The following is a 15,966-nucleotide window of genomic DNA, read 5'->3' as shown; positions in this document are numbered from 1 at the left end:
CGCGACGCCAAACCCGACAAGCTGCGCCACCTCGCCGAGGAGATCGCCGGGGCGGAGGCGCTCGTCGCCGCCCGGCAAGCCGCGGTGCCGACCATCGCCTATCCCGACCTCCCCGTCAGCGCGCGGCGCCGGGAGATCGCCGATGCGGTGCGAGCGAACCAGGTCGTGGTGGTCGCCGGCGAGACCGGTTCGGGCAAGACCACGCAGCTGCCCAAGATTTGCCTCGAGGCCGGCCGCGGCGTTCGCGGAACTATCGGGCACACCCAACCGCGGCGGCTGGCCGCCCGCACGGTCGCGCAGCGCATCGCCGACGAACTGGGCAGCCCCCTGGGCGAGACGGTCGGCTACACCGTGCGATTCACCGATCAAGTCAGCGACCGAACCCTGGTCAAACTGATGACCGACGGCATCCTGCTGGCCGAGATTCAACGCGACCGCCGCCTGCTGCGCTACGACACCCTGATCCTCGACGAGGCGCACGAGCGCAGCCTGAACATCGACTTCCTGCTGGGTTACCTGCGCGAGCTGCTGCCGCGCCGCCCCGACCTGAAAGTGATCGTCACCTCGGCGACCATCGAGCCGCAGCGTTTCGCGGACCACTTCGGGGGCGCGCCGATCGTCGAGGTGTCCGGGCGGACGTACCCGGTCGAGATCCGGTACCGACCGCTCGAAGTCCCGGTGTCGGGCGGTCCGGACGATGATCCCGACGACCCCGACCACGAGATCGTGCGCACCGAGACGCGTGACGAGGTCGAGGCGATCGTCGACGCGATCGGTGAGCTGGAGGCCGAGCCGGCCGGGGATGTCCTGGTATTCCTCTCGGGTGAACGCGAAATACGCGACACCGCAGAGGCATTGGGCGGACTGAAGAACACCGAGGTGCTTCCCTTGTACGCCCGGCTGCCGACGGCCGAGCAGCAGAAGGTGTTCGCACCGCACACCGGGCGGCGCGTCGTGTTGGCGACCAACGTGGCCGAGACGTCACTGACCGTGCCCGGCATCCGCTACGTCGTCGACCCGGGCACTGCCCGTATTTCACGCTTCAGCCGTCGCCTGAAGGTGCAGCGGTTGCCGATCGAACCGATCTCCCAGGCGTCGGCCGCGCAACGGGCGGGCCGCTGCGGCCGGGTGGCGGCCGGTGTGTGCATCCGTCTCTACTCGGAGGAGGACTTCGCGGCCCGTCCGCGCTACACCGACCCGGAGATCCTGCGGACCAATCTCGCCGCGGTGCTGTTGCAGATGGCGGCCCTGGGCCTCGGCGAGGTCGAGAGCTTTCCGTTCCTGGACCCGCCGGACCGGCGCAGCATCCGCGACGGCGTGCAACTGCTGCAGGAATTGGGGGCTTTCGACGCCCAGGGCGCCATCACCGAACTCGGCCGCCGCCTGGCGCGGCTGCCGGTCGATCTCCGGCTGGGCCGGATGATTCTGCAGGCCGAGACCGAGGGATGCGTGGCAGAGGTGCTGGTGCTGGCCGCGGCGCTGACCATCCACGACCCGCGGGAGCGGCCCACCGACCGCGAGGACGCGGCTCGACAGAAGCATGCGCGTTTCGCCGACGAGGACTCCGACTTCCTGTCCTACCTGAACCTCTGGCGCTACCTAGGGGAGCGGCGTAAGACCTTGTCCGGCAATCAATTCCGCCGGATGTGCCGAGATGAGTTCCTGCACTATCTGCGCATCCGCGAGTGGCAGGACCTGGTCGGGCAGCTACGCGGCATCGCGCGCGACCTGGGCGTCAGCGAGTCTGGCGACCCGGCCGACCCCGCACGGGTGCACGCGGCGCTGCTGGCGGGGTTGCTGTCGCACGTCGGCATGCGCCGCGAGGACGGGCGCGAGTATCTCGGCGCGCGCAACTCGCACTTCGTCCTCGCACCGGGCTCGGCCCTGACCAAACGGCCGCCCCGCTGGGTGGTCGTGGCCGAACTGGTGGAAACCAGCCGCCTCTACGGGCGCACCGCCGCGCGCATTCAGCCGGAGGTCGTCGAGCGCGTCGCGGGCGACCTCGCGCAGCGCTCCCACAGCGAACCGCACTGGGACCCCAAGCGCGGCGAGGTGATGGCCTACGAGCGGGTGACGCTGTACGGCCTGCCCCTGGTTGCGCGCCGCCGCGTGGGTTACGCCCGGATCGAGCCGGCGGTGGCGCGGGAGTTGTTCATCCGGCACGCATTGGTGGAGGGCGACTGGCAGACGCGTCATCACTTCTTCCGCGACAACGCTCGGCTGCGCGCCGAGCTCGAAGAACTGGAGGAGCGGGCCCGCCGCCGCGACCTGCTCGTCGGCGACGACGAGGTCTATGCGCTCTACGACGCGCGCATCCCGGCCGACGTCGTGTCGGCGCGGCACTTCGACGCGTGGTGGAATAAGCAGCGGCACAACACCCCCGAGCTGCTGACGTTCACTCGTGACGACCTGTTGCGCACCGGAGACACCGCCGACACCGAGCGGCCGACGGCCTGGCATTCGGGCGATCTCAGCCTGCCCCTGACCTACCGGTTCGAACCCGGCGCCGCCGACGACGGCGTCACGGTGCACGTGCCGATCGACGTGCTCGCGCGGCTGGGTGGTGACGAGTTCGCCTGGCAGGTGCCGGCGCTGCGCGAGGAGCTGGTGACCGCCCTCATCCGCTCCCTGCCAAAAGACTTGCGCCGCAACTTCGTTCCCGCGCCGGACACCGCCCGCGCCGTGCTCGACGGGATCGACCCGGCCGGCGAGCCGCTGCTGGAAGCGTTGCAGCGCGAGTTGCGCCGTCGCACCGGCGTTCTGGTGCCCATCGACGCTTTCGACCTGGACAAGCTGCCCGCGCATCTGCGCGTGACCTTCGCGGTCGAATCAGCCGACGGCACCGAGATCGCCCGCGGCAAGAACCTCGATGCGCTGCAACAACGGCTGGCCGCGCCCGCCCGCCGGGCCGTCGCGCAGGCGGTCGCCGGCGACCTGGAACGAACGGGGCTGCGTGCCTGGCCCGCCGACCTGGACGCGCTGCCACAAGTCGTCGAGGAGACGGTCGACGGACGCACCGTACGGGGCTTTCCCGGTTTCGTCGACGCCGGTGGCGCGGTCGACCTGCGGGTGTTCGCGACGTCGGCGGAGCGGGACCACATGCTGGGGCCGGGCCTGCGCCGATTGGTGCGGCTCAGTGCGGCGTCACCGATCAAAGCCGTTGAGCGACAACTGGCCCCGCGAACACGGCTGGCACTGGGGTCGAACCCGGATGGCTCGCTGACCGCGCTGCTCGAGGACTGCGCCGACGCCGCGGCCGACACGTTGATACCCGGGCCGGTGTGGACCCGCGACGACTTCACCACGCTGCGCGAGCGGGCCGGCAAGAACATGGTGTCGGCGACCACCGACATTGCGGCCCGCGTGGAGCGGGTGTTGGCCGCCGCCCAGGACGTGCAGCTGCTCCTGCCCGACCAGCCGCCGCTCCCGCAGAGCGACGCGATCGCCGACATCCGCGCGCAGCTGAACCGACTCTTGCCGCCGGCGTTCGTTACCGCCACCGGACGCGCCCACCTGGCCGATCTGACCCGCTACCTGAACGCGATCCGCCGGCGCCTCGACCGACTGCCGCACGGGATCGACGCGGATCAACAGCGGATGCTGCGGGTGCACGCCGTCCAGCGCGCCTACGACGAATTGCTGCACGCGCTGCCGTCCGCGCGGCGGGCGGCCGACGACGTCCGCGATATCGCGAGGCAGATCGAGGAATTGCGCGTGAGCCTGTGGGCGCAACAGCTGGGCACCCCACGGCCGGTGAGCGAGCAGCGGATTTACCGAGCCCTCGACGGGCTGTGGGAGCGTCCGGCGGATTAATCCCCTCCCACTCTCAACCTATAGCGCACTGGGGGGCTTGCGGCAAGGCCCGGGTGATGCCGCACAATCGCTGGCCGAAGTCCGTTTTCGCTGTTACCGGGGGTGGGAATTGTTGTCGCACAGGAACGTCGACCATGGGGTGCTGGTTGTCGGGGGAGGCCCGACGGGGCTGATGTTGGCCGGTGAGCTGGCGTTGGCGGGGGTCGATGTGGCGATCGTCGAGCGGCGCGCCGACCAGGACCTCGTCGGCGCCCGCGCGGGGGGTTTGCATGCGCGCACCATCGAGGTCCTCGACCAGCGGGGAATCGCCGATCGGTTTCTTGCCCGCGGTCAGGTCGCCCAGGTCACCGGGTTCTCCCAGATCCGTCTGGACATCAGCGACTTTCCCACCCGGCATCCGTACGGTCTGGCGCTGTGGCAGAACGAGATCGAGCGGATACTCGCCGACTGGGTGCACGAGCTGGGGGTGCGAGCGTACCGCGGATGCGAGGTGACCGGCCTCGCCCAAGACCATGGTCGCGTGGGCGTTGCGTTGTCCGATGGGCGATCTCTCCAAGGGGAGTACCTGGCGGGCTGCGACGGCGGACGCAGCGTGGTCCGCAAGGCCGCAGGCATCGACTTCACCGGGTGGGAACCGACCACCAGTTATCTGCTCGCCGAGGTCGAAATGGATCCGGGCACAGGCGATTCGCCGCTGTGGGGGATCCGTCACGACGCGGTCGGGGTTCATTCGCTGGCCGCGGCCGACAATGGGCGGGTGCGGGTGATGGTCACCGAGCAACGCCTGGGCCCCGCGAGCGAACCCAGCCTGCGTGAGCTCCGCGAGGCGCTCATCGCCGTCTATGGGACGGACTACGGGATCCACAGTCCCGCTTGGCTTTCCAGATTCACCGACACGGCCCGGCAGGCCGCAACCTATCGCGCCGGGCCCGTCCTGCTCGCCGGTGACGCCGCGCATGTCCACCACCCGATCGGCGGACAGGGCCTCAATACCGGCGTGCAGGACGCGGTCAACCTGGGATGGAAGTTGGGACAGGTGGTCAACGGAACATCGCCGGACAGCCTGCTCGACACCTACCACGCCGAACGGCACCCAGTCGCCGCGCGGGTGCTGCGGAACTCGATCGCGCAGATGGCGCTTCTTCGCCCGGACGACCGCACCAAGGCCTTGCGCGACACCATGTCCGAGCTCCTCGAGATGGACGAGCCCCGCAAACGGTTCGCCGGCATGATGGCCGGCCTGGATATCCACTACGACTTGGGCGACGGGCACCCGCTGCTCGGACGCCGCATGCCCGACCTCGACCTGACCACGAACGACGGCCCGATGCGGGTTTTCACGCTGCTCCACCGGGCCCGGCCGGTGTTGCTCAACCTCGGTGAACCCGGCCGTTTCGACGTAGCCTCATGGGCGAACCGGGTTCAGCTGATCGACGCGCAATATGCGGGTACGTGGGAGCTTCCGGTCGTCGGCGCGGTCGCGGCTCCCGGCGCGGTTTTGATCCGGCCGGACGGACATGTCGCCTGGGTCGAGGGATACGGCGGTTGCGCGCTTGGCGACGCGCTCGACGCGTGGTGCGGCGACTCGCGCTCTTCTAGCTGCTAGTCCGGCGGTTCGTCGCCCGAGCCGCGGGTGGCGGCGCGTTCCCGGTCGCTGGGCTTGCCCGCAACGCCCTCGGCCTCCCGGTCGTCGGCGACCTTCTCCTCGAGCTGGTCGACGATGTCCTCCAGCTCCTGAGAATGACCGCGCAGGTCTTTGTCGGGTTTCGTCATATCACTTCCCATTGACTGTGGTCGGGTGCCGTGCCGTCGGTATCCAGTACCCCGTCAGCCTGGTGGTAACCCGGTGGGGGCCTGTGATCCTCGGTTCATCTTGGTCCACGTCGGGTTGACCAGCTGGCGGTGACGGACGCGACATAACGCCGCGGCGGTGGAAGTATCGCACTTGTGGCCGACAAAAAACCGCAGACCATCTCTTACCCGGCGGCCGACGGACGCCCCCGCCGCCACCAGACCGAACGACTCGACCCCCACGTCATCGTCCTGTTCGGCGCGACGGGGGATCTGGCCAAACGCAAGCTGATCCCCGGTCTGGCCTACCTGGACCAGTCCGAGCTCGCACCCGATATCCATATCGTCGCAACGTCGCTGGAAGACCTCAGCGACGACGAATTTCGCGAGATCGCCAAAGAGGCGATCGATTCGTTCGGCACGCACAAGCTCTCGCCCGAACAGTGGGCCAACTTCGCGAAGATCGTCACCTACGTCCCGCAGGGCGCCGGACCGGAAGCGCTGGCCGCGGCGGTCGCCGACGCCGAGGCCGAACTCGGTCCCGATGTCCGGCGTCTGCACTACCTGTCGGTGCCGCCGAAAGCCGCGCGTCAAGTCATCACCATGCTGCGCGACGCCAAGCTCGTCGAGCGCTCGAGGGTGGTGATGGAGAAGCCGTTCGGGACCGACTTCGCCAGCGCGGTGGCGCTCAACGACTTCGTGCACGAAACGTTCGAGGAATCCCAGATCTTCCGCATCGACCACTTCTTGGGCAAGGAGGCTGCCCAGAACATCTTGGCGTTCCGCTTTGCCAACGGCCTGTTCGAGCCGATCTGGAACCGCAACTTCATCGACCACATCCAGATCGACATCCCCGAAGCCCTCGGCCTGGATCAGCGGGCGAACTTCTACGAGGAGACCGGCGCCTACAAGGACATGGTCGTGACCCACCTGTTCCAGGTGATGGCGTTCGTGGTCATGGAGCCGCCGACGGCCCTCGAGCCCTTTGCCATCAGCGAAGAAAAGAACAAGGTGTTCCGGTCGATGCTGCCGGTCAAGCCGTCCGAAGTGGTGCGCGGCCAGTACAACGGATACCGCGACGAACAGGGTGTGGCCAAGGACTCCGACACCGAGACGTTCATCGCCCTCAGGGTCGGCATCGACAACTGGCGCTGGGCTGGCGTGCCGATTTATCTGCGCACCGGCAAGAAGATGGCCGAGGGCATCCGCATCATCTCGATCGCGTTCCGGGAGGCGCCCCGGACGATGTTCCCGCCCGGCTCAGGGGTCGGGACTCAAGGTCCGGATCACCTCACTTTCGACCTCGCCGACAACTCGAAGGTGTCGCTGTCGTTCTACGGCAAGCGGCCGGGCCCCGGAATGAAGCTGGACAAGCTGTCCATGCAGTTCTCCTCGCAGGAGATCGACACCGTGGTGGACGTGCTGGAGGCGTACGAACGGCTCATCCTCGACGCGATGCGTGGCGATCACACGCTGTTCACCACCGCCGAGGGCATCGAATCGTTGTGGGAGCGTTCGCAGGAACTGCTCGACGACCCCCCGCCGGCGAAGATGTACCAGCCGGGCACCTGGGGCCCCAACGCCATTCATCAATTGATCGCACCCAATGCGTGGCGACTGCCGTTCGAGCGCGAGTGGCGGGACGTCAGGGGCTGATTGCACCCCGGTTAGCCGGATCCATCCCGGGCAACCCAGGGCATATGACGAATAAGACCAACACCAGAGATGACGTCGCCAGCATCCAAGCGGTAACCCATGCATGGGAGAAGGCACTCGCGGAGCACGATGTCGAGGGGCTGCTGGCCTGCTATGCGCAGGACGCGGTACTGGAAAGCCCGGTCGCCGCTCACATACTCGGCGGCCCGGGGGTATGTCGGGGTCGCGATGAGCTGCGTCCCTTCCTCACCGAAGTCGTTGCTCGTACACCCGATGAACGCCAGTACCACCGCGCCGGATTCTTCACCGATGGGCACCGCGCGACGTGGGAATACCCGCGCGAGACCCCGAACGGTCCCCAGATGGACTTCGTCGAGGTCATGGAGATTGACGACGGGCTGATCACCGCCCACCGCGTCTACTGGGGATGGCGGGGCGTTCAGATCCTCATCAACGATGAGTACCACCGGGCAGACGGAAGCTAGGGGCGTTAACTCGCTCCGCTTTCCGCAGCCCACCGGAGGAGGCCGCGCTCAGCCCCTTTCGGCACTGATGTAGGTGACGGCGCCCCGGAAAGTCTTGAAGATCTCGCTGTCGGGAACGGCAAAGCCGTAGTCGGCGTACAGCCGCTCGGTGGGGTAAGGGGTGACGACCCAGCCGGTGGCGGCCAGGTGCTCGCCGGCGGGTTGGCGTTCCCCATGCCACACCAGTTCGGCGACATCGATGTCCAGCCCGTGCTTCCGCCACGTGGTGCGCATCGCCCGGGCTCGCTCATCGCTGAACACGCCCATGTCGGTGATGTTCTCGGTCGCCAGCCGGCTGCCCGGCGCGCTGAGCGCAGTGATGTTGTCCAACAGCCGGTCCTGTGCCTGCGGTGGCAGGTACGGGAGCAGACCCTCAGCGATCCACGCCGTGGGGGCGGCGGCGTCAAAGCCAGTCTCTCGTAGGGCTTTTGGCCAGTCCTCACGCAGATCGATACCCACGGTTCGGCGTTCGGCGGTCGGTTCGCCCCCGATCCGGGCCAGCGTGTCGCCTTTGAACGCGATGACCGCGGGCTGATCGACCTCGTAGACCACCGTGCCCGCCGGCCACGGCAACCGGTAGGCGCGAGCGTCAAGTCCGGCCGCCAGGATGACGGCCTGACGTATGCCCGCCGCGGTCGCCGACGTCAGGAAGTCGTCGAAAAACTTGGTGCGCACGGCGATCTGCTCACGACGCTGCTGCAGCGTCAAGGGCATGTCGTCGCTGTCGAGCGGGATCTCGCCGTCCAGCATGCGGACGAAGAACGGGTGGCCGACGGCGCGCACCAAGGGCTCGGCGAACCGGTCGTCGAGCAGCGGGTCCGGCGCACGGGAGGCCAGCGCCCGGGACGCGGCAACCATCGTCGCGGTCGCCCCGACGCTGGAGGCCAGATCCCAGCTGTCACCCTCGGTGCGCGCGGAGCCAAGTGTTGACATTCGCTGCTCCCTCCCGGGATTGCGCCGCCGCGGCGGCCAATTCGCGTTCCGGAGGCTCACCGCAGACCAACCGCGCGGCTAAACCACCCGTATCGAAGGGTACTTTCTGCCTATGCCGCGGTCACTATGCACCCATGAGCTCCACGACAGGAGGCGAATCGGTTGATGGCACCCACGTTGCGCCCGCGCCGCTCGGCGTTGTACCTGCCCGGCAACAAGCCTCGGGCATTGGAGAAGGGCAAATCGCTCGCCGCCGACGTGGTCATCTTCGACCTCGAGGACGCCGTCGGGCCTGACGCCAAAGCCGATTCGAGGGCGGCGGTGTGCGACGCGATCTCGTCCGATGGTTACCGCCCCCGGGAGGTCGTCGTGCGCATCAACGGTTTGGACACCGAGTGGCACGACGAGGACCTGGCGGCTGTGGCGCGCTCGACCGCCGACGGGGTGCTGGTGCCGAAGGTGGAGTCGGGTGACCAGGTTCGAGCGCTGGCCGCAACGCTCGACGCGCTCGACGCGCCCGAGTCGTTGCGGCTGTGGGTGATGATCGAAACGCCGCGGTCCTTCCTGCGGGCCGAGGAGATCGCCTCGGCCAGCGATCGATTGGCGGCAATGGTGGTCGGCACCAATGACCTGGTGAACGATCTGCACGGCTTGCACGTGCCCGGGCGCGCGCCCGTCGTGCCCGCGCTGGCGTTGGCCGTGCTGGGAGCCAGGGCGGCCGGAAAGGTGATCCTGGACGGGGTCTTCAACGACATCACCGACGAAGACGGGTTTCGCGCCGAGGCCCGGCAAGGCCGCGAAATGGGTTTCGACGGCAAGACTTTGATTCATCCGTCCCAGATAGGGCCGGCGAACGACCTGTTCGGCCCCTCGCAAGAGGAACTCACCGACGCCCGCAAGGTGGTCGCGGCCTACGAGCAGGCGCGGGCCAGGGGCACCAGTGTCATCACGATGGACGGTCGGATGATCGAGAGCCTGCACGTCCGCAACGCCGAGCGGATTCTCACCCTCGCCGAGCTCATCGCGGAATTGGCATCCGCCTCATAAGCGTGCTCGCTTATTGCTTGTCGGCTTTGCCGGCGATCTGACCGGCGAGCTTGACGGCCAAGTCCGATGGGTCCTTGCGGACCGCGCTGACATCGATCGCGACGTTGTTGCGCACGGTCAGCGCCCGCTGGCAGGTCATGGTCAGCAGAACGTTGCCGTTGTCGCGAATAGTCATCGTCAGGGTGGTGCTCAACATTCCGTTCGCGTTGGAGACCGCTCCCACCTGCCAGCCCGTCTCCGGGGTGTCCTGCCCGGCCGGGGTGGTGAACTGGCGGTTGGCGCAGGCCGGCCAGCGCTGCGCCGAGGTGGAGAAGAAGGAGTTGGCCTCCTTGGCGGTCGGGAACAACACCACCACCTGTTCCACCTCGGGGTCCGGTTCGCTGGAATTCGGGGGACTGGGCGCGACTTCGTCGTCGCCACTGGAAGCGGTGTAGCCGCTGCCGGCATACACGGGGGCCTGCCCGGGGCCGATGGCGTAGACGCAGTCGTCGGGGAATTTCCAGCCTGCAGGCCACGGCTGCTTCGCGGCGTCGTCCTTTAGCTTGTCGCTCTTTTCCTTGCTCTTCGATCCGGTGGTCCCCAAGGCGCTGTCGAGGTCCGCGGACGTAAGCAGCAAGCCCGGTAGCGCGGCCTGCGCCACCGGCGGACTGGTGGAGGTCGTGGTCGAAGAGCCGGGAGCGCCGCCGTTGCTACCGCCGCACGCGGCAACCAGAATTCCGATGGCGGCGGCGGACACCGCGGTCGATAGTTGGCGCATGTGTTGCTCACCCTTCGTGGTTGCGTTGATCCAGAAGGCGGAAGCATATCGGTTGCGACAGCAAATTGCGCAGTCAACCAAAATATTCATCGGGACTATCGTCGACCGCTCTCACCGCCCAGCGGCGCGCGGTGCCGCACGCCGGGTGCAAAATGGAAACCCAAGTGCGTGTGCATGCCGGACACTGCGAAATAGTTCGCAGTTCAAGGGTTTCCTAGGGCAACAAAAGCGGATGGTACGGATTTCATCGCCGCGCACCTCGCGGAATGGCTCCGACGTAAACAGCGCTTGAAAGTGCGCCCGGCGATCGCCGGCTGCCGGTAAGCTCCGCCCAGCAAACACCATTTCGGAATAAGGGAGCCTGCGATGCGGCTACACCGGATTACGTCCGCAGCAATGGTCGCGCTCGCCATCCTCACGGCGGGGTGTTCGAGCGGCACGTCGGCGTCAGGCTCGACGGCGAGTCAGGCACCGACGTCGTCCCCGCAGGCGTCCACGTCGTCGCCGCCAACTACACCGCCCTCCACGCAAGCCCAGTCGTTCGACCAGTCCACCTGCCTGGACATCTCCTTCGCCAAGGACAACCTGATGGTGGCCAACAACCCCGAGAAGGCGCGCAAGTACGCCGACACGCTGGAAAAGTACGGTCCGCCGGACACGGTGAAGGCCGCGATCGAGCACTTCGTCACCACCGGCGGCGCGCGGCCCGACGACCTCGATCTCGACACCAACCGGGACGCGCTCACCGCTTGGATCAAACAGGTGTGCCCCAACGTGAACCCTTGACCCGCTGATCCAGCCACCTCCGTGTGACGGAATCGGGTTGCGCAGACGGGCGGCCGGATACGCGTTGCTCTACCGTTGGCTCCGCGGGTCGGGGTGCCCTCTTGTGGTGCGAGTCTCACGGCCCGGGCCGGTGGATCGACGGTGACCACGCGGTAGGTTGAACGCGGTCCCGGACGATCCGAAAGGAGACACCTTGCGTGACACCGCGGCCATGACCGACGCCGACCGCACGTGGATGGTCGACACCCTGCTCGCGCTGCTGCAGACGCCAAGCCCGGCGGGGCGGACGGATGCGGTGATGCAGCATATCGGCGACATCTTCGATGACTTCGGCGTGCCCTTCTCCTTGACGCGGCGCGGTGCGCTGACCGCCGAACTTCCAGGGGCGTCGGCCACCACCGACCGCGCGCTTGTCGTCCACGCCGACACCATCGGCTGCATGGTGCGCAGGCTCAAGGACAACGGGCGCCTCGAGGTCATCCCGGTCGGCACCTTCTCGGCCCGGTTCGCCGCGGGCGCGCGGGTGCGGATCTTCTCCGACGACCCCGACGAATTCATCACCGGCACGGTCATGCCCCTCAAAGCCAGCGGCCACGCATTCGGCGACGAGATCGACCTGCAGCCCACCGACTGGGAACACGTCGAGGTGCGCGTCGACCGCAAGGTCTCCTCCCGGGAGGACCTCCTCCGTCTCGGCCTGCAGATCGGCGACTTCGTCGCCCTCATCGCCAGCCCCGAACTGACCGCCGACGGCTACATCGTCTCCCGCCACCTCGACGGCAAGGCGGGCGTCGCGATCGCGCTCGCCCTGGCCAAGAACTTCGCCGAGCAGAAGCTGGTGCTGCCGCACCGCACCATGCTGATGATCACCATCACCGAGGAGGTCGGCCACGGGGCGAGTCACGGGTTACCCGCCGACGTCGCCGAATTGGTTTCGGTGGACAACGCCGTCTGCGCGCCGGGACAGCATTCCATCGAGGACGGCGTGACGATACCGATGGCCGACCTGCACGGGCCGTTCGACTACCACCTGACCCGCAAGTTGTGCCGGCTCGCCGAGGAGCAGGGCATCCCGTGCGCGCGCGACGTGTTCCGCTTCTACCGCTCAGACGCCGCCGCGGCGATCGAGGCGGGCGCGGGTACCCGCGCCGCGCTCGTCGGCTTCGGCCTCGACGGCAGCCACGGTTGGGAGCGCACACATCTGGACTCGCTGCAGGCGGTCTACTGCCTGCTGCACTCCTGGCTGCAGACGCCACTCACCTTCGCCAAATGGGACGCCAAGCCTTCGGGCAAGCTGCGGGACTTCCCGTCGTCCAAGCAACCCGCCCCGAGCGAGCGGTGGGTGCCGCTGGCCCGCGGGGAACACGATTCCCCGGGCGAGGCGTCGCCGGGCTCGCATTGGCCGCCCTCGGAGGGTCCCCAGGCCTGAGACGCCAACCCCTAACGGTCGGCGCGGGGGATCCGGTCTGCGCGCCAGCACCGAGACTTCATGGGGACGTCTATCGCTTCGGCATCAAAGAATCGCTCGTTCAAGGCGGCGCGGGCATTGGCCAGTCGCGCCGCGCGCTCATCCGGCGACGCGATGATCACCCTGCTGTAGGTGCCGACCATCGAGACGACGTCGTCTATGGTCATGGTCCGCACAAACGTGAACGTCTCGCGCGAAACGTTGTGGAAGATCTGCGGGTCGGGAAGCACGACGTTCTCGTGGCGCCGGCGGAAGCGGTCGGGGGATTCCGCCTCGGGCGTCTCCTCGCCCGGAAGCAGGTCCAGGTTCCGGACCCAATCCACCTCACGGTCTCGACTGGTCCAAATCAAGCCGAATCGCCCATGGTCGCGCAGGACGCGGCCAATCTCGGGAACTGCGCGCTGGGGATCCATCCAGTGCCACGCCGAAGAGACGAACACTGCGTCGACGGAAGCGTCGGGAAGCGGGATCGACTCACCCGTGCCTTCGACGGCACGCACCTCGGGCGACCGCTCGGTGAGCACCGCCCGCATGCGTGCGTCGGGCTCCACGGCGATGACCGTCGCCGCCCTGCTGATCAGCGCGCGGGTGAACAGGCCGGTGCCCGCACCCAGGTCCACGGCCACGGCGCACCGGGGCGGCACCAGCCAGTCCACCGCTTCTTCCGGGGGCCGCGGACGAAAGCCGTCGTAGTCGTCGGCGATCGAGCCGAATGACATCGCGCGTTGCTGGCGATCGGTCATATTCGCCAAAGTAATCCGTCTTGCTGGGCGGGAGGTGGGAAGGAGTTGTGCGTCACCACAGCGCACTGTGGTTGACGAGCGCGTCGGTTATCAGCCCGATCCCGAAGACCAGGAACAGAAGTCGCACCGATATCGGGCCGTAACGGGTCAGGGCACGCACGAGACTGCGCTGAATGCGCTTGGCTCGCATGGTTTTCCTCATCGAAAGCGTAAGGATCATCAGCGGCGGGGAAAGCGCGATGGCCCAGTAGACCAGGATGACCAACGGCCAGAGCGGCGGCCTCGGGTGCAGGGCGGCGAGCATGGTCAACGCGGTGAGATAGGGGATGGCGGTTGGCGCTTGGCCGCTACCGACCGCCAACCCGAGGAACCCGAGCAACCACGGGCGCTGGCGCATCGCCGCCAACGCCCAGCCGGGCGCCGATGACTGAGCGGTCAGCGGGAAGTAGGCCAGGCCGGTCAGCACCACGCCGAGAGCCAACTCGCCGCGAAAACGGATGGCCGGCGTCACGTGGAAACCGACGACGTGGGTCAGGAAGCTCAGACCCAGCACCGTGCACACCCCGAACGTGGTCGTCACGGCGAACACGCCCGCGACGAAGCTGAGGGCACCCGGAACCGGCGACCGGCGATTCAACCGACTGTCGAAGATCACCGCGGAAACCACACCCAGGTTGAGGACGTTCAACGAATCGAGAAGCGCCAGGCCGGCAAGCGCCAGCACAAGAGCACCCACGTGCCAGAGCCCCGCTTACCGTGCGATCTCGCGGGGCGCGCACATCGAAGCGGCGATCACGCTGCAGACAATACGAGGCGAAGACCCGCCTGTCTGTCTGAGGTTGCGGGCATGGGGCCGCGCGGGTGGATCACCGGTGCGGTTCGTATGGATTTCGATCCGGTCACAGGGCATGGGGCAACGCGAATTTCGGTGTCGCGCGGTCAAGGATGCGAAACATGAGGCAGACGGGGGAGGCCGCCGGTGGCGCGTGAATTCTCCCGCCAGGCCTTCCTGCGGGGTGCCGCCGGAGCACTGGCCGCCGGTGCGGTCTTGGGGCCAGGCCGGGCGGCGGCAGCCCCGAATCCCACCGGCTGGGAGGGTCTGTCCACCGCCATCGGTGGACAGGTGCTGTTGCCGGACAACGGTGGGTTCGGCTCGGCCAAGCAGGTCTTCAACACCAACTACAACGGCTTGACGCCCGCGGCGATCGTCACTCCGACGTCGGCGGCCGACGTGCAGAAGGCCATGGCGTTCGCGGCGGCGCACAACCTGAAGGTGGCTCCGCGCAGCGGCGGTCATTCCTACATCGGCGCGTCCACGGCGAACGGCGTCATGGTGCTCGACCTGCGCCAGCTGCCGGGCGGTATCAACTACGACGCCGCCACCGGGCAGATCACCGTGACGCCGGCGACGAGTTTGTATGCCATGCACGAGGCGTTGGCCGGCGCGGGCCGGGGCATCCCCACCGGCACCTGCCCGTCGGTCGGCGCCTCCGGGCATGCGCTGGGCGGGGGACTGGGCGCCAATTCCCGCCACGCGGGCCTGCTCTGCGATCAATTGGTTTCGGCCTCGGTGGTGGTGCCCGGCGGCCAGGCGGTGACCGCGTCCAACGCCAGCAATCCCGACCTGTTCTGGGCGTTGCGCGGTGGCGGCGGCGGGAACTTCGGCGTGACCACTTCGCTGACGTTTGCGACGTTCCCGACCACCGATCTCGACGTGGTGAACCTCAACTTCCCACCCGAGTCGTTTGCGCAGGTCCTGGTGGGGTGGCAGAACTGGCTGCGCACCGCCGACCGGAACAGCTGGGCACTGGCGGACGCCACCGTCGACGCGATGGGCACGCATTGCCGGATCATGGCGACCTGCCCGGTCGGGTCCGGGGGCAGCGTCGGGGCCGCCATCACCAAAGCCGTTGGGGTGCAACCCTCGGGGACCGAGAACCACACGTTCAACTATCTGGACCTGGTGAGGTATCTGGCGTTCGGGAACCTCAACCCGTCACCGCTTGGATATGTCGGCGGATCCGACGTGCTACCCGTCGTCAACGCCGCCACCGCCCAGGGGATCGCCAAGGCCGTCGAGGCATTTCCCCGCGGCGCCGGGCGCATGTTGGCGATCATGCACGCGCTGGACGGCGCCCTCGCCGATGTCGCGCCGGGAGCCACCGCCTTCCCATGGCGCCGGCAGTACGCGCTGGTGCAGTGGTATGTCGAAACCGGTGACGCGGCGGCGGCGACCAATTGGCTCAGCACCGCGCACCAAGCCGTGCAACCCTATTCGGTCGGCGGTTATGTGAACTACATCGAGGCGAACCAGCCCGCCTCGCGGTACTTCAGCTCGAACCTGTCCCGGCTGACCGCCGTGCGCCAGAAATACGATCCCGGCCGAATCATGTTCTCGGGACTCAACTTCTAGTGAATGGCGTGGGCGTCTGACGTCGGGACATAATC

The 15,966-nt window shown here is 67.8% G+C and carries 13 protein-coding genes; 8 read left to right on the top strand and 5 right to left on the bottom strand.

What is annotated here, in order from left to right; genetic code table 11:
• Both hrpA and A9X04_RS01305 read left to right on the top strand, forming a co-directional pair.
• A partial coding sequence (gene hrpA / locus A9X04_RS01310) for an ATP-dependent RNA helicase HrpA (RefSeq protein WP_156764170.1) occupies positions 1–3,813 on the top strand: 3,813 nt, incomplete at its 5' end.
• 112 nt (positions 3,814–3,925) lie between these two features.
• Positions 3,926–5,419, top strand: coding sequence for an FAD-dependent monooxygenase (locus A9X04_RS01305; protein ID WP_255396470.1), 1,494 nt, complete (start codon positions 3,926–3,928; stop codon positions 5,417–5,419).
• Here the strand turns inward: A9X04_RS01305 and A9X04_RS01300 are convergent.
• Positions 5,416–5,598 (bottom strand): hypothetical protein, encoded by a 183-nt coding sequence (locus A9X04_RS01300; protein ID WP_067916981.1) that lies wholly within the window; start codon positions 5,596–5,598, stop codon positions 5,416–5,418. The two genes, A9X04_RS01305 and A9X04_RS01300, sit on opposite strands and share 4 nt — an antisense overlap.
• Before the next feature lie 162 nt (positions 5,599–5,760).
• Here A9X04_RS01300 and zwf point away from each other — a divergent pair, with 162 nt between their 5' ends.
• Positions 5,761–7,260, top strand: coding sequence for a glucose-6-phosphate dehydrogenase (gene zwf / locus A9X04_RS01295; RefSeq protein WP_067916979.1), 1,500 nt, complete (start codon positions 5,761–5,763; stop codon positions 7,258–7,260).
• Between the two features lie 44 nt (positions 7,261–7,304).
• A complete protein-coding gene (locus A9X04_RS01290) occupies positions 7,305–7,745 on the top strand; it encodes a nuclear transport factor 2 family protein (protein ID WP_067916977.1) in 441 nt (146 codons plus the stop codon).
• Between the two features lie 48 nt (positions 7,746–7,793).
• On the opposite strand, the gene A9X04_RS01285 is transcribed toward A9X04_RS01290, so the two are convergent.
• On the bottom strand, positions 7,794–8,717 hold the full coding sequence (locus A9X04_RS01285) for a class I SAM-dependent methyltransferase (protein ID WP_067916975.1): 924 nt from the start codon (positions 8,715–8,717) through the stop codon (positions 7,794–7,796).
• A gap of 165 nt (positions 8,718–8,882) precedes the next feature.
• On the opposite strand from A9X04_RS01285, the gene A9X04_RS01280 reads away from it, so the two are divergent.
• A complete protein-coding gene (locus tag A9X04_RS01280) occupies positions 8,883–9,764 on the top strand; it encodes a CoA ester lyase (protein ID WP_067916974.1) in 882 nt (293 codons plus the stop codon).
• A 10-nt stretch (positions 9,765–9,774) separates the two neighbouring features.
• On the opposite strand, the gene A9X04_RS01275 is transcribed toward A9X04_RS01280, so the two are convergent.
• Complete coding sequence (locus A9X04_RS01275) at positions 9,775–10,521, bottom strand: sensor domain-containing protein (RefSeq protein ID WP_067916972.1); 747 nt, start codon at positions 10,519–10,521, stop codon at positions 9,775–9,777.
• Between the two features lie 396 nt (positions 10,522–10,917).
• Here A9X04_RS01275 and A9X04_RS01270 point away from each other — a divergent pair, with 396 nt between their 5' ends.
• Together A9X04_RS01270 and A9X04_RS01265 are read left to right on the top strand one after the other, a co-directional pair.
• A complete protein-coding gene (locus A9X04_RS01270) occupies positions 10,918–11,307 on the top strand; it encodes a hypothetical protein (RefSeq protein WP_067916971.1) in 390 nt (129 codons plus the stop codon).
• Between the two features lie 193 nt (positions 11,308–11,500).
• On the top strand, positions 11,501–12,736 hold the full coding sequence (locus A9X04_RS01265; RefSeq protein ID WP_102417793.1) for an osmoprotectant NAGGN system M42 family peptidase: 1,236 nt from the start codon (positions 11,501–11,503) through the stop codon (positions 12,734–12,736).
• 11 nt (positions 12,737–12,747) lie between these two features.
• Here the strand turns inward: A9X04_RS01265 and A9X04_RS01260 are convergent, their stop codons facing one another.
• Positions 12,748–13,518 carry a class I SAM-dependent methyltransferase gene (locus tag A9X04_RS01260; RefSeq protein WP_067916969.1) on the bottom strand — a complete coding sequence of 257 codons (771 nt, stop codon included), beginning with the start codon at positions 13,516–13,518 and terminating at the stop codon, positions 12,748–12,750.
• A 52-nt stretch (positions 13,519–13,570) separates the two neighbouring features.
• A complete protein-coding gene (locus A9X04_RS01255) occupies positions 13,571–14,254 on the bottom strand; it encodes a GAP family protein (protein WP_067916968.1) in 684 nt (227 codons plus the stop codon).
• A gap of 243 nt (positions 14,255–14,497) precedes the next feature.
• On the opposite strand from A9X04_RS01255, the gene A9X04_RS01250 reads away from it, so the two are divergent.
• The gene (locus A9X04_RS01250; RefSeq protein WP_067916967.1) at positions 14,498–15,931 is read left to right on the top strand and encodes an FAD-binding oxidoreductase; all 1,434 of its coding nucleotides are present in this window, start codon (positions 14,498–14,500) and stop codon (positions 15,929–15,931) included.
• The last annotated feature ends 35 nt before the right edge of the window (positions 15,932–15,966 follow it).

This window comes from Mycobacterium sp. E3247 (assembly GCF_001667785.1).
Lineage (GTDB): Bacteria > Actinomycetota > Actinomycetes > Mycobacteriales > Mycobacteriaceae > Mycobacterium.
Note: the sequence above shows the minus strand (reverse complement) of the source record. Positions and strands in the feature narration are given on the sequence as shown.